Genomic DNA, 12,403 nt, shown 5'->3' with positions numbered 1-12,403 from the left:
AGCATTCTTGAGGCGCGAGCGCATCCATGACGACATCCAGACCGGCGAACTCCATCCCTGCGACGGTCTGGGTGCTCGGCATCGTCAGTCTGCTGATGGATATCTCCTCGGAGATGGTGCAGACGCTGCTGCCCTTCTATCTCGTCAGCGGTCTCGGTGCGTCGGCGGTTTTCGTCGGTTTCATCGAGGGGCTTTCGGTCGCCGTCGCGACCGTCACGAAACTCTTTTCCGGCATTCTCGCGGATCGACTGGCGCAGCGGAAGCCGCTGGCCGTACTGGGTTATGGTCTGGGTGCTCTTTCCAAGCTGATCTTCCCGCTTGCCACATCCATGGGCTGGATCGTCGCGGCGAAGGCCGTCGATCGGGTCGGCAAGGGCATTCGCGGCACGCCGCGCGATGCGTTGATCGCCGATGTGACGCCGCCGGAGCTGCGCGGCGCGAGTTTCGGCCTGCGCAAGTCGCTCGATACGGTCGGCGGCTTCATCGGGCCGCTCGCCGCCATCGGGCTGATGATCCTGCTGGGCGGCGACGTGCTCGCCATCTACTGGATCGCCGTCGTTCCGGCCTTTCTCGCTGTGTTGCTGCTGATCGTCGGGGTTCGCGAGCCGAAGGCACCGTTCCACGCGAAGGGGAGCGGCCTGCCGCGACTTGCCGATATCGCCCGGCTGAACGGGGCGGTGTGGATGGTCATCGGCGCGGCATCGCTCTTGACGCTGGCGCGCTTCAGCGAGGCGTTCCTGCTTCTGAAGTCGCAGGAGGCGGGATTTGCACCGGCGTGGATCCCCATCACCATGGTGATCATGCATGCGGTCTACGGCCTGACGGCCTACCCGGTTGGTGCGCTGTCGGACCGGATAGGCCGGTCGGGGTTGCTGATCGCCAGCCTATTCGTGCTCGTCGCGGCCTATGTGACGCTTGCCTGTGCGGCAGGCGTGCCCGCTTTCATCGCCGGCATCGTGCTCTGGGGGCTTCATATGGGGCTATCGCAGGGGCTGCTCGCCACGCTGATCGCCGATACCGCGCCCAAAAACCTCAAGGGCACCGCCTTCGGCGTCTTCAGTCTCATCACCGGCATCGTGGTTCTGCTCGGCAATGTCGCCGCCGGCTTGATCTGGGACAGCCACGGCTCCGGCGCGACATTCCTGACCGGTGCCGTGCTCTCGGCCGTGACGATCCTGGTCGCCGCTCCGATGCTACTGCGTGTCAAACGTCCGGCGTGATGACCCGTTTCCTTTCGGCCGGAGCCGGGCTAAGGTCCACCTCGTAGGCACCGTCCTGCTGACCCAAACAACAACGGGCAAATCCTAGGCCGGCACCGTCCGGCGGGATGCGCACCGTTGCAAGCGGAGGTTCTGCGATGACTGACATCGCCGATCACGGTGTCCGGTTCGGACGAATAGCGGCCATGCTGCCCGTCAAGGACATGGCGAAAGCTGAGGCGTTCTACACCGACGTCCTTGGTTTCAAAAAAGTCTTCGAAAATGGAAGCCCCGTCGGCTTCATGATCCTGAAGCGGGATGCGGGCGAGCTGCATCTGACGTTGCAGCCGACCTACAAGGCACCGGCTTTCAATGTCGCGCATATGATGGTGGACGATGTCGATGCGCTGCATGCAGCATGCCAGAATTATGGCCTGCGGATCATCAAGCGCCTTCAGGACAAGGACTACGGCCTGCGCGCCTTCGTCTTTGCCGATCCGGACGGCAACCGCATCGATGTGGGGCAGCCGATCTAGCGGAAGCGGGGAACGGGGCGGCGGCGCCGTCCCGTTTCAATCCTTCAGCCGAAGCTCGTCGCGGGTGATCTCGATGGAGCCCAGCGTTTCCAGGAAACTCATGCCGAGCAGGCTCTGGTCGAGCTGGCCGGACTGTGTGACCATGCCGCGGATCGTGCCGCGCATGATCGGGCCGATGGCGACCTGGCGCAACGTCACGGGAGCAGCCATCGCGCGGCCGTTGGCGGTGGAGACTTCGATGGAGAAAACGAGATTTTCGGGATTGATGCCGAGTCGCATGGCGTCATCATAGGTCAGCACGATGGAGCTGGCGCCGGTATCGACCAGCATGCGCAGCGGCGTGCCGTCGATGCTGACATCCGTCTCGAAATGGCCGGAGACGCCCTTGTGGACGACGAGGATCTGTTCGCCGCCCGCACCCGTCGTCACCACGGCGCGGCCGGGAATGAGGCCGGCGGTCAGGCGATTGCCGACCTGCTGCAGGTCGAAACGATAGATGTAGGCGGTGGCGAGCGCCAGGATGACCAGCAGCCAGATCGCCGCCTGGCGCAAGCTCTCGCCCCATTGCCGGCGGCTGGCGAGGATGCCGGCGGCCATCATCGTGCCGATCGCCGAGAGCGTGACGAGGCGGCCGAAATCGTCGTTGTCGATGCCGAGCGTCCGGCCGCCATCGTGGTTGAGGATGAGGAGCACGAGGCCCGCGCCGAGAATGCCGAGAAGAATATAGAGCCTCATGCCTCGCCGCGCTCCCGTGCCATGCGGGTGCGGCGGGTCTCGCGCCGGGGCTTGCGCTCGACGGTTTCGAGCCGCGCGGGCAATTCGGCCATGATCGCTCGGCGTTGCTCGGAGCTATAGAGCGTCCAGGCGCCGATTTCGTCGCGCGTGCGGCCGCAGCCGAAGCAGAAGCCGGTTACCATGTCGATCGAACAGACGAGAATGCAGGGCGATTCCATCGCGTCTCCGAAGATTTCATCGTGCTTTCGCAGTCCCGGACGCAAACCGTTTGCCGGGTCTGTTCTATATCGTCAGCTCACAGCGCCAAGGCAAGGGCGAACAGAACCGACATTTCCGTGAGCTGCTGCGCGGCGCCGATCGTGTCGCCGGTATGGCCGCCGATCTTGCGCAGCGCGATGCGGTTGAAGACCAGAACGGCGGCGATGGCGGCGGCAAGCGAGAGCAGGAGGGAAAGGATCGTCGCATGCGGTACGAGGAGGGCGGCGGCGAGGAGCGTGCCGGTGGCGAGGGCGACAGCCGTTGCGGCACGGTCCGGTTCGCCGACCGATGCGGCAACCCCGTCGCGCCGCGCGGGCGGGAGCATCGACCAGTGCCAGACCATGGCGGTGCGGCTGGCGGCCGCGACGGCGAGCAGCGCCATGGCAAGGCCGGCGGGCGTCAGCACGGGAACCAGGCCGGCGATGGCGGCGCTGCGGATGCCGAAGGACAAGACCAGCGCGACCACGCCATAGGAGCCGACACGGCTGTCCTTCATGATGGCGAGTGCGCTTTCGCGGTCCCGCCCGCCGCCGATGCCGTCGGCGCTGTCGGAAAGGCCATCTTCGTGAAGGGCGCCGGTGATCAGGACCTGCAGGCCAAGCACGGCGAAGGCGAGCAGCAGGGGCGGCGCATGGAAGGCCGAGAGCACGGCGGCAAGCGCGGCCGGGGGCAACACGATCAGCACGCCGGCGACCGGGAAGGCCATGACGGCGCGCGAGAGGCGGCCGTCATGGCCGATGAAGTGTCGCTGCGGCACATGCACGCGGGAAAGGAAGGCGACGGAGCGGGCGATGTCGTCGATATAGTCCTGGATGGTCACGCTGTAGGCCCTTGCTGGCGGACGGTCGGGCAGGCCCCGATCCCGTGAAGAGTAATCCCCGGAGCCTGCTCGAGGATGGAGGACGGCGGCGCGACCGCAGCTGCCTTCACACCCTTCGACGGCATTCTAGGGCCGGCATGGCGCGGCGGCTTTCCGGTGTGCGACACCTGTCGCCGCCGCTCGCCGCAAAAGGCGTCGGCCCCTGCCGCAAATGCGGTTGTCGGCGCCGCGCCCTGCCTCTATTAGGAGACACCCGCCTTTGAAAGTCCCAAGCAAGGAATATCCCAAGATGAGTGCCAGCGGCCTGCCGTTCGATGATTTTCGTGAATTGCTGCGCAATCTGCCCGGTCCGGACGCGGCCGCGCTGGTTGCCGCGCGCGAGCGGGACGGGCAGCTGACGAAGCCGCCGGGCGCACTCGGTCGCCTGGAAGAGATCGCCTTCTGGCTCGCCGCCTGGACCGGCCGTGCTCCGGCGGTGACCCGCCCGCTTGTCGCGATCTTCGCCGGCAACCATGGCGTCACCAAACAGGGGATCACGCCCTATCCGTCCTCCGTCACGGCGCAGATGGTCGAAAACTTTGCGGCCGGCGGTGCGGCGATCAACCAGATTTGCGTGACGCACGACCTCGGCCTGAAGGTGTTCGACCTCGCGCTCGACTATCCGACGGCCGACATTACCGAAGAGCCGGCCCTGTCGGAGCGTGATTGCTCCGCAACCATGGCCTTCGGCATGGAGGCCATTGCCGGCGGCACGGACCTTCTGTGCATCGGCGAAATGGGCATCGGCAACACGACGATCGCAGCTGCCATCAACCTGGCGCTCTATGGCGGCACCGCAGAGGAGTGGGTCGGTCCGGGCACGGGTTCCGAAGGCGAAGTGCTCCAGCGCAAGATCGCGGCCGTCGAGAAGGCCGTCGCGCTCAACCGCGACCATCTTTCCGATCCGCTGGAAGTGCTGCGCCGTCTCGGCGGCCGGGAAATCGCGGCCATGGCCGGCGCCATTCTCGCCGCCCGCATGCAGAAGATCCCCGTCATCATCGACGGCTATGTCGCGACGGCGGCCGGTGCCATCCTGCGTGCGGCCAATCCCTCGGCGCTCGATCACTGCCTGATCGGCCATGTCTCGGCCGAGCCGGCGCATCTGAAGTCGATCGAGAAGCTTGGCAAGACACCGCTGCTTGCGCTTGGCATGCGGCTCGGGGAGGGGACCGGTGCGGCGCTGGCCGCCGGCATCGTCAAGGCCGCCGCCGCCTGCCATTCCGGCATGGCGACCTTCGTTCAGGCGGGTGTCAGCAACCGTTCGTAGGGCGCGGACGACAAAAAGCCTTGATGGCGTGGATTGAGACCCGTGGAGCGCTGGCTCCATGGGCATTGCAGGAACGGGATTACGGAATGGGTCAGGGACCAATCGAGAAGAAGACCGGCTTCAGCCACCTGATCGCCGCGGCGACCTACTCGGCCGCCGGCGCGCGCCGCCTGCTCGGCGAGTCCGCCTTCCGTCATGAACTGATCGCGTTTGGCGTGGCGATGGTGATCTTCACCGTCGTCGGGGCCAACTTCTTCCAATATGTGGCGATGGCCATCCTGTTTCTGCTGATGATTGCTTTCGAGGCGCTCAACACGGCGATCGAGGAGATCGTCGACCGGGTCTCTCCGGAGATTTCGGAGATGGGCAAGCACTCGAAGGACCTTGGATCCTTCGCTGTGTTCTGCCTGATCATCGCCAATGCCGGTTACGCCGGTTACGTGGTGATTTCGCAGTTCATCTGAGGTAGTGCGGATGCTTGGATCCTCGGGTCAAGCCCGAGGATGACGGTGGGGAGGTGAGTGCCTCACCTACATTCCTCTGCTACGGCATGTGCTGCCGGTGTTTTTACTTCCGACGTGTCTTCTATCGTCATCCTCGGGCTTGACCCGAGGATCCACACATCCGCGGCGCCTTTTCAGGCGAAGCTTTTGCGGCGCGGGGAGACCGCCTGGGTTTCCGTGACGGCGGGCAGGCTCTGCAGAACGCGCTTGGCCGGCAGGATGGCGATCGCCTCGGTGCCCTCGCGCAGCTTCGACTTCAGGATGAATTCGCCGTTGTGCTTGGCCAGGATCGCCTGGACGATGGGCAGGCCGAGGCCCGTGCCCTGTTCGGCGCTCTTGATGGCGATGGAGCCCTGACCGAAGGCCGACAGCACCACCGGTATTTCGTCTTCGGGGATGCCGGGGCCATTGTCCTTGATGGACACATACTGGCCGCCACCGGCGGTCCAGCCGGCCTTGACGACGATCTCGCCGCCCTGGGGTGTAAACTTCACCGCGTTTGACAGCAGGTTCAGCACGACCTGGCGCAGCGCCTTCTCGTCGGCCCAGACGGCCGGCATGCCGCCCTCGACCTGTTCCGATATCGTGATGTTCTTCGCCCGCGCGCGCAGCTGCACCATGCCGATGCAATCCTCGGCGATATCGACGAGATGCACGCTGTCCTCCGACAGGTCGTATTTGCCGGCCTCGATGCGCGAGAGGTCGAGGATCTCGTTGATGAGATTGAGCAGGTGCTGGCCGGAGCGGTGAATGTCCGACGTGTATTCCTTGTAGACCGGGTTGTTCAACGGTCCGAGCACTTCTGTCGACATGACCTCGGAGAAGCCGAGGATGGCGTTGAGCGGTGTGCGCAGCTCGTGCGACATGGAGGCGAGGAAGCGGGACTTCGCAAGGTTCGCCTCTTCCGCGCGGCGACGGGCTTCGTCCGACATGGATTTCGCCACTTCCAGCTCGGCGATCAGGTCATCCTTCTCCGATTGCGAGGAGAGGAGTTGCGCGCTGGTCTGGCGCAGGCGATGCGTCATGAAGATGAGGAAGACGAGGGCCGCGCAGATGATGGCGGCCATCGCCATCGTGGCGGGAACGGGACGCAGCAGCGCCGAGCCGGCCAGCGCCAGCACCGTCGGCATGAAGGTATAGAGCACGGCATGACGCAGCATGAGTGTCGTGATGGTCGTGACGGCAAGCGCGACGAGGAGGGCGGTGCCCTGGTAGAGTTCGAAGGTCGCGCCGGTGCACTTGCCGCAGGTCTGCAGAGCGAAGGCGGCCCAGGCGATGCCCATGACGACCTGCGCCGCAAGGAAGCGGCGCTGCCAGCGGCGCACGTTCTCGGCGGTGACGTCCTTGCCGCGCGCGCGACGCGTGACGACCATGCCGATCGCATGCACGCTGAGAGCGAGCACGGACCAGGCCATGAGGCCGATTTCCTCGGTCAGATAGATGCCGATAGCGGTGATCAGCACGACGATGGTGGGGATCGCGAGCGCGCTCTGCACCGCCGAGGCGATATGGAGCTGCAGCATTTCCCGCTCGAGACCGGCTGAAATGCCCGTCGCCGTCTGCAACCGTTCACGAGTCGCGCGGACAGCCCGCGAGACAGCCTTGTTTCTATGGCTGCGCGACTTGTCGACGATGATCTTGTCGGTCGAGGTACTGACGCCGGTACTCATCACGATTGCAACGGTTGCTGTTAACGTTGAAGTCTAGGGGGCAAACCTTAAGAAGATGCTGCCGCGCATAAACCATTTGCGAACCATTCCGACATTTCCGTAGCGTGAATTCGGCGCTGCTTCGGCATATGACGGTGCGGCAGGACTCAACGGCAGGAAACGGGATTCATGGGGCTTTCCAAAAAGGCGCGCGATGTCGGCGTTGCGATGGCGATCCTGGCGCTGACGGCGCTGATCGTGCTGCGTCTCGGCGGCCAGCACGGCGAGACGATCATCGGAACCGCACGGGCGGCCGATGGCGATACGCTGACGCTCGAGGGGCACCGCATCCGTCTCGTCGGGATGGATACGCCCGAGATGATGCAGATCTGCAAGCGGGATGGGGCGGACTGGCATTGCGGCGTTGCGGCACGCTCGCGGCTGGCGGAGCTTCTGCGGGCGGGGCCTGTCACCTGCCGCACTCAGGGCACGGACAAATACGACCGGCTTCTGGCACGCTGTGAGACCACTGCCGGCGATCTCGGCGAGCGCATGGTGCGGGAAGGGCTCGCGGTGGCCTATGGCGGCTATGAGGACGAGGAGCAGTTTGCCAAGGCCGAGCGCAAGGGATTGTGGGGCGCGGAATTCGACCTGCCGCAGCAATGGCGCCGGATGAACGGGCGTCCGCAGGAAGACACGCATCAGGGGGAGCCCGGCGCGTTGGGCAGCATTCTGTCGATGCTGGGCCTCAGCTGAACGGGCGGTGTGCGATGGACGAGCGAAATCCTGCCGACGACATGGCCGCGTTGCGCGTGGCCATCGCGGCTTGCCGGCTCTGTCGCGACGCGCCCGCAAAGGGGGCGCCGGACCGCCTGCCGCATGAGCCGCGGCCCGTTGCCGTCCTTTCTTCCGCCGCCCGCATCCTGATTGCCGGGCAGGCGCCGGGGCTACGGGTGCATGAGAGTGGACTGCCTTTCAACGACGCCTCCGGTGACCGGTTGCGCGACTGGCTCGGTGTGACGCGCGAGGTGTTCTACGATGTGCAAAAATTCGCCATCGTGCCGATGGGCTTCTGTTTTCCCGGCTATGACGCCCATGGCAGCGACCTGCCGCCACGCCGGGAATGCGCGCCGCTTTGGCGTTCCCGCGTGATCGCGGCCATGCCGCAGGTGGAGCTGGTGCTGGCGATCGGCCAATATGCGCAGGCTTGGCATCTCGGCGCGGCGAAGGCGAAGAGCATGACCGAGACGGTGCGTGACTGGCGTCGCCATCTCGGACGCAACGAAACGCCGGCTGTCTTGCCGCTCCCGCATCCGAGCTGGCGCAATACCGGATGGCTCAGACGCAATCCCTGGTTTTCGATCGAGGTTCTGCCTGAATTGCGAAACCGGGTGAAAACTCTCACGGAATGAAATGTAATTCTTTTCATTCGCTGTAATATCGGTGTATGAGGGAATTAAATTTCTTAGGGGACTACAATGGATCGTCTGGACCGCAAAATCCTGCGCCTTTTGCAGGAAGATTCCACGCTGGCTGTGGCCGACCTCGCCAAGAAGGTCGGGCTTTCGACCACGCCCTGCTGGCGGCGCATCCAGAAGATGGAAGAGGACGGCGTGATCCGCAAGCGCGTCGCGCTGCTCGATCCGGTCAAGATCAACACCAAGGTCACCGTCTTCGTCTCGATCCGCACCAACTCGCATTCCACGGAATGGCTGAAGCGGTTTTCGGAAGTGATCGTCGAGTTCCCCGAAGTCGTGGAATTCTACCGCATGAGCGGCGAGGTGGACTATCTGCTGCGCGTCGTCGTGCCCGATATCGGCGCCTATGACGCGTTCTACAAGCGCATGATCGCCCGCATCGAGATCCGCGACGTTTCCTCGGCCTTCGCCATGGAGCAGATCAAGTACACGACCGAGCTGCCGCTCGACTACATGGTCGTGGACAACCAGAAGAGCGGTGACGACTGAGGCCTCTGGGCCGCGCGTTTCCGGACGCAAACCGCTTCACGACTTTGCTGATGGTTCCTAGCGCTTGATACGGGCGAGGGTCTTCTAGTCCGTCAGCTCGCGCACGGCATCCTTGCCGATCCAGCGCGCCGTCTTGTCCGTGCTCTCGGAGAGTTTTTGCGCAAGCGCGACGGCCGGCGCGTGGCAGGCGTGGCTGCGTTTGCCGACATTGCGCAGCGCCCAGTTGACCGCCTTCTTCACAAAGTTTCGCGCGTCGCCGGCATGGTCCTCGATAAGGTCGAGCCAGGCGATCAGTGTCGCGTCCGGTTCCTTCTTCAGATGAACGGCCGCGCCCGCGATCATCGCAAAGGCCGTGCGGCGCACGAATTCCCGCTCGTCAGCCGCAAAGTCGGGGATCAGCCCGACTAGTCCCGCCTCGACAAAGATATCCGCCGCGTTATCGACGATCTCCCAGGAATTGAAATCCGCGGCCAGACCCCATGCCGCGTCAGCCGACAGCCTCTTCGGTTCCAGTGTATAGAGCGCCAGCATGCGGGCTTCGCGGATGCCGCTTGCCCATAGGGTGAAGGCGCGGGCGTGATCCTTGCCCGTCAGGCGGCCGATTCTCCGCAAATCGGGATTGGAAATGCCGAGCGCCGTTTCCGTGACGATGCCGAAACGCTCCATGCCGGCGATGGCTTCCTCCGATCGCAGGGATCGGAGGTAATTGACGATTTCGTCGGCGGTGGAGGCCTTGCCGATCATTTCCGTTCGAGACGGGCAAGCAACGAGGACGTGTCCCAGCGGTTGCCGCCCATGTCCTGCACATCGCCATAGAATTGGTCGATGAGGGCGGTGGTCGGCAACTTCGCGCCGTTGCGGCGGGCTTCAGACAGGACGATATCGAGGTCCTTGCGCATCCAGTCGATGGCGAAGCCGAAATCGTACTTGCCTGCGATCATCGTCTTGTGGCGGTTGTCCATCTGCCAGGAGCCGGCGGCGCCCTTCGAGATGACCTCGATGACCGCCTCCATGTCGAGCCCGGCCTGCTTGCCGAAATGGATGGCTTCGGCAAGGCCTTGCACCACGCCGGCCACGCAGATCTGGTTGACCATCTTGGCGAGCTGGCCGGCGCCTGCCTCGCCCATGCGGCCGACCATGCGGGCATAAGCGTCGATGACGGGTCTGGCCTTTTCGAAAGCCGCTTCCTCGCCGCCGCACATGACGGTCAGGACACCGTTTTCAGCGCCGGCCTGGCCGCCGGAGACGGGGGCATCGATGAAATGCAGCCCCTTGGCCTTGCAGGCGGCATCGAGCTCGCGGGCGACTTCGGCGGAGGCGGTGGTGTTGTCGATGAGCGTGGCGCCCGGCTTCATGCCTTCGATCACGCCATCGCTGGCGGTGGTGACGGAGCGCAGATCGTCGTCATTGCCGACGCAGGTGAAGACGAAGTCGGCGTCCTTTGCGGCCTCGGCCGGGGTGCGGAACGCCGTGCCGCCGAATTCGGCCGCCCATTTTTCCGCCTTAGCGAAGGTGCGGTTATAGACCGCGACCTCATGGCCGCCCTTGACCTTCAGGTGGCCGGCCATGGGATAACCCATGACACCGAGACCGATGAACGCAACCTTTGCCATGCCGTAACCTCCTGCAATTGCTGGTAGGAGGTGTAGCGGATCATCGTTTCCGGCGAAAGTGTTTCTCTTGTGTCAGGGGCAATACCCCGCGCCGGTCAGCCGCGATATTTTGCCAGCACGAGATGGCCGGCAATCGGCTCGCCTTCTTCCATGCGCACGGTGATATCGGTGATCTCGACGAGGTCGAAACCGGTTTCGTCGAGGCGCTGGCGGACATAATCAGGCGCATGGGCAAAGCGCTGGTGCGGGCCGACCATGAAGGGGCGGCCGGCGAAGCTATCGGCCGGCAGCGTTTCCGACGAGAAGATGAAGTGTCCGCCGGCCACGAGGTTTTCGGCGGCGCCGAAGAACAGCGGCTCCAGCGCGCCGAGATAGGGCAGCACGTCGGTCGCAGTGATCAGGTCAAAGGGCTCGTCGTCGTTGTCATCGAGGAAATCGACGGCCTCGGCGACGTAGAGCGTCTCGTAGAGGTCCTTTTCGTGGGCGACTTCGACCATGTTTTCCGACAGATCGACGCCGGTGATGTCGTCCGCCATATCGCGCAGCGCGCCGCCGGTCAGACCCGTGCCGCAGCCGAGGTCGAGCACGCGCTGGAACGGACCCATCTTGAGGTCCTGAAAGCGCTGACGCACCAGAAGCGGAACGCAATAGCCGAGCTGTTCGACGAGCACGTCCTCGAACACTTCGGCATGCTGGTCGAAGAGGGTGGCGACATAGGCATCCGGCGCCTTTTCCGGCGTGTCGCCGCGGCCCATCGAGGCAAGGCGCACGGCCGCACCGCCATGGTCTTCCGGGTCGAGTGCCAGCACTTCCGCATAGGCTTTGGCGGCGGCATCGAAATCGCCGGATTTTTCCAGCGAAAGGGCGCGGTTATAGGCTTCCGCGAGCGCGTCTTCGTCGATCTTTTTCATGCGGCGTCTCATACGGGCCGCCCGGCGTTTTGGCAATGGAGAACGCTATGCGCCAATGGTCGCCCGCAGCGGACACTTCAGTCCCTAAGTGCAAATAGGCATTTATCAATTGGTGAAAGAGGCGCATGATCCTTCCAAGACCAAAAAGACAGTTGGAGGAATGATATGCCCGCCGATATGTCCCCCTTGTCGCTTTCCGCCGAGGCCAAGCGTGCAGGCAGTCCCGCCCTGCCGGCGACGCCGATGGAGACGATCAACACCATGGTGCATTATTATCGCGGTGAGCTTGGCCGGATGGCCGGCTGGCGCGACCGCATCGACCGAACGTCGAACTGGGCGATCACGGTGGTGGCGGCATTGCTCTCGGTGTCGCTCTCGACGCCGACCTCGCATCACGGCGTCCTGCTCTTCGCCATGCTGCTGGTCTCGCTGCTTCTGATGATCGAGGCGCGGCGCTACCGATTCTTCGATGTCTACCGGGCGCGGGTGCGCCAGCTGGAGCGGTTCTATTTCGCCGAAATCCTCAACCCGCGCGCCGCCCTCGACCTCGACTGGGCGGCCCCCATCGCCAAGAGCCTGCGAAAGCCGGAATTCCTCATCAGCTATCGTGATGCCACCTGTCGGCGTCTCAGGCGGAACTATTGCTGGCTCTATCTCATCCTGCTGCTCGCCTGGGCGCTGAAGATCTCATCCTCGATGATGCAGAAGCCGGCGACGGCCGGCCGCGACATGACGCTCGCGGTGGAGCATGTGGTGGCGAACGCCGCGCTGGGCCCGGTGCCGGGCATGGTGGTCATCGGCCTTATCGCGGTTTTCTATGCCGTCATCGCCTATTTTTCGCTGAAGGTGGACATGTCCGATACCGAACTGGCGCACGGCTCGGTGCACGTTTAACCCTGCTGTTGG

Annotated in this window: 14 protein-coding genes and 1 pseudogene; 8 read left to right on the top strand and 7 right to left on the bottom strand. The window is 64.3% G+C overall.

What is annotated here, in order from left to right:
• Positions 1 to 26: 26 nt before the first annotated feature.
• Both MUU55_RS02505 and MUU55_RS02500 read left to right on the top strand, forming a co-directional pair.
• Positions 27 to 1,220, top strand: coding sequence for an MFS transporter (locus MUU55_RS02505; RefSeq protein WP_244759186.1), 1,194 nt, complete (start codon positions 27 to 29; stop codon positions 1,218 to 1,220).
• 137 nt (positions 1,221 to 1,357) lie between these two features.
• Positions 1,358 to 1,735 (top strand): glyoxalase superfamily protein, encoded by a 378-nt coding sequence (locus MUU55_RS02500; RefSeq protein WP_244759185.1) that lies wholly within the window; start codon positions 1,358 to 1,360, stop codon positions 1,733 to 1,735.
• A gap of 36 nt (positions 1,736 to 1,771) precedes the next feature.
• Here the strand turns inward: MUU55_RS02500 and MUU55_RS02495 are convergent, their stop codons facing one another.
• From MUU55_RS02495 to MUU55_RS02485, 3 genes are all read right to left on the bottom strand, one after another.
• Complete coding sequence (locus MUU55_RS02495; protein WP_244759184.1) at positions 1,772 to 2,470, bottom strand: retropepsin-like aspartic protease family protein; 699 nt, start codon at positions 2,468 to 2,470, stop codon at positions 1,772 to 1,774.
• Complete coding sequence (locus MUU55_RS02490; protein WP_244759183.1) at positions 2,467 to 2,688, bottom strand: DUF1289 domain-containing protein; 222 nt, start codon at positions 2,686 to 2,688, stop codon at positions 2,467 to 2,469. The genes MUU55_RS02495 and MUU55_RS02490 overlap by 4 nt, the downstream gene beginning before the upstream one ends.
• Before the next feature lie 77 nt (positions 2,689 to 2,765).
• On the bottom strand, positions 2,766 to 3,548 hold the full coding sequence (locus MUU55_RS02485; RefSeq protein ID WP_244759182.1) for an adenosylcobinamide-GDP ribazoletransferase: 783 nt from the start codon (positions 3,546 to 3,548) through the stop codon (positions 2,766 to 2,768).
• 289 nt (positions 3,549 to 3,837) lie between these two features.
• On the opposite strand from MUU55_RS02485, the gene cobT reads away from it, so the two are divergent.
• Together cobT and MUU55_RS02475 are read left to right on the top strand one after the other, a co-directional pair.
• The gene (cobT, locus tag MUU55_RS02480; RefSeq protein ID WP_244759181.1) at positions 3,838 to 4,854 is read left to right on the top strand and encodes a nicotinate-nucleotide--dimethylbenzimidazole phosphoribosyltransferase; all 1,017 of its coding nucleotides are present in this window, start codon (positions 3,838 to 3,840) and stop codon (positions 4,852 to 4,854) included.
• Between the two features lie 58 nt (positions 4,855 to 4,912).
• A pseudogene (locus tag MUU55_RS02475) lies at positions 4,913 to 5,318 on the top strand (diacylglycerol kinase).
• Between the two features lie 173 nt (positions 5,319 to 5,491).
• Here the strand turns inward: MUU55_RS02475 and MUU55_RS02470 are convergent.
• Positions 5,492 to 7,027 carry a sensor histidine kinase gene (locus tag MUU55_RS02470; protein ID WP_244759179.1) on the bottom strand — a complete coding sequence of 512 codons (1,536 nt, stop codon included), beginning with the start codon at positions 7,025 to 7,027 and terminating at the stop codon, positions 5,492 to 5,494.
• A gap of 168 nt (positions 7,028 to 7,195) precedes the next feature.
• Between MUU55_RS02470 and MUU55_RS02465 the strand changes: the two genes are divergently transcribed.
• The 3 genes from MUU55_RS02465 to MUU55_RS02455 all read left to right on the top strand — a co-directional run bounded on the left by MUU55_RS02465 (position 7,196) and on the right by MUU55_RS02455 (position 8,973).
• The gene (locus MUU55_RS02465) at positions 7,196 to 7,762 is read left to right on the top strand and encodes a thermonuclease family protein (RefSeq protein WP_244759178.1); all 567 of its coding nucleotides are present in this window, start codon (positions 7,196 to 7,198) and stop codon (positions 7,760 to 7,762) included.
• A gap of 14 nt (positions 7,763 to 7,776) precedes the next feature.
• On the top strand, positions 7,777 to 8,418 hold the full coding sequence (locus tag MUU55_RS02460; RefSeq protein ID WP_244759177.1) for a uracil-DNA glycosylase family protein: 642 nt from the start codon (positions 7,777 to 7,779) through the stop codon (positions 8,416 to 8,418).
• Positions 8,419 to 8,484: 66 nt separating this feature from the next.
• Positions 8,485 to 8,973 carry an Lrp/AsnC family transcriptional regulator gene (locus tag MUU55_RS02455; RefSeq protein ID WP_244759176.1) on the top strand — a complete coding sequence of 163 codons (489 nt, stop codon included), beginning with the start codon at positions 8,485 to 8,487 and terminating at the stop codon, positions 8,971 to 8,973.
• An 84-nt stretch (positions 8,974 to 9,057) separates the two neighbouring features.
• On the opposite strand, the gene MUU55_RS02450 is transcribed toward MUU55_RS02455, so the two are convergent.
• The 3 genes from MUU55_RS02450 to MUU55_RS02440 form a co-directional block, all read right to left on the bottom strand.
• On the bottom strand, positions 9,058 to 9,717 hold the full coding sequence (locus MUU55_RS02450; protein WP_244759175.1) for a DNA alkylation repair protein: 660 nt from the start codon (positions 9,715 to 9,717) through the stop codon (positions 9,058 to 9,060).
• Positions 9,714 to 10,586 carry an NAD(P)-dependent oxidoreductase gene (locus tag MUU55_RS02445; protein WP_244759174.1) on the bottom strand — a complete coding sequence of 291 codons (873 nt, stop codon included), beginning with the start codon at positions 10,584 to 10,586 and terminating at the stop codon, positions 9,714 to 9,716. The genes MUU55_RS02450 and MUU55_RS02445 overlap by 4 nt, the downstream gene beginning before the upstream one ends.
• A 95-nt stretch (positions 10,587 to 10,681) precedes the next feature.
• Positions 10,682 to 11,509: a class I SAM-dependent methyltransferase gene (locus MUU55_RS02440; RefSeq protein ID WP_244759173.1), complete on the bottom strand. Its 828-nt coding sequence runs from the start codon at positions 11,507 to 11,509 to the stop codon at positions 10,682 to 10,684.
• A gap of 153 nt (positions 11,510 to 11,662) precedes the next feature.
• Here MUU55_RS02440 and MUU55_RS02435 point away from each other — a divergent pair, with 153 nt between their 5' ends.
• The gene (locus MUU55_RS02435; protein WP_244759172.1) at positions 11,663 to 12,391 is read left to right on the top strand and encodes a DUF2270 domain-containing protein; all 729 of its coding nucleotides are present in this window, start codon (positions 11,663 to 11,665) and stop codon (positions 12,389 to 12,391) included.
• Positions 12,392 to 12,403: the final 12 nt, after the last annotated feature.

It is taken from the genome of Shinella curvata (genome assembly GCF_022899935.1).
GTDB lineage: Bacteria > Pseudomonadota > Alphaproteobacteria > Rhizobiales > Rhizobiaceae > Shinella > Shinella curvata.
The sequence above is the reverse complement of the archived record's forward strand: the minus strand, read 5'-3'. Positions and strand labels throughout refer to the sequence as shown.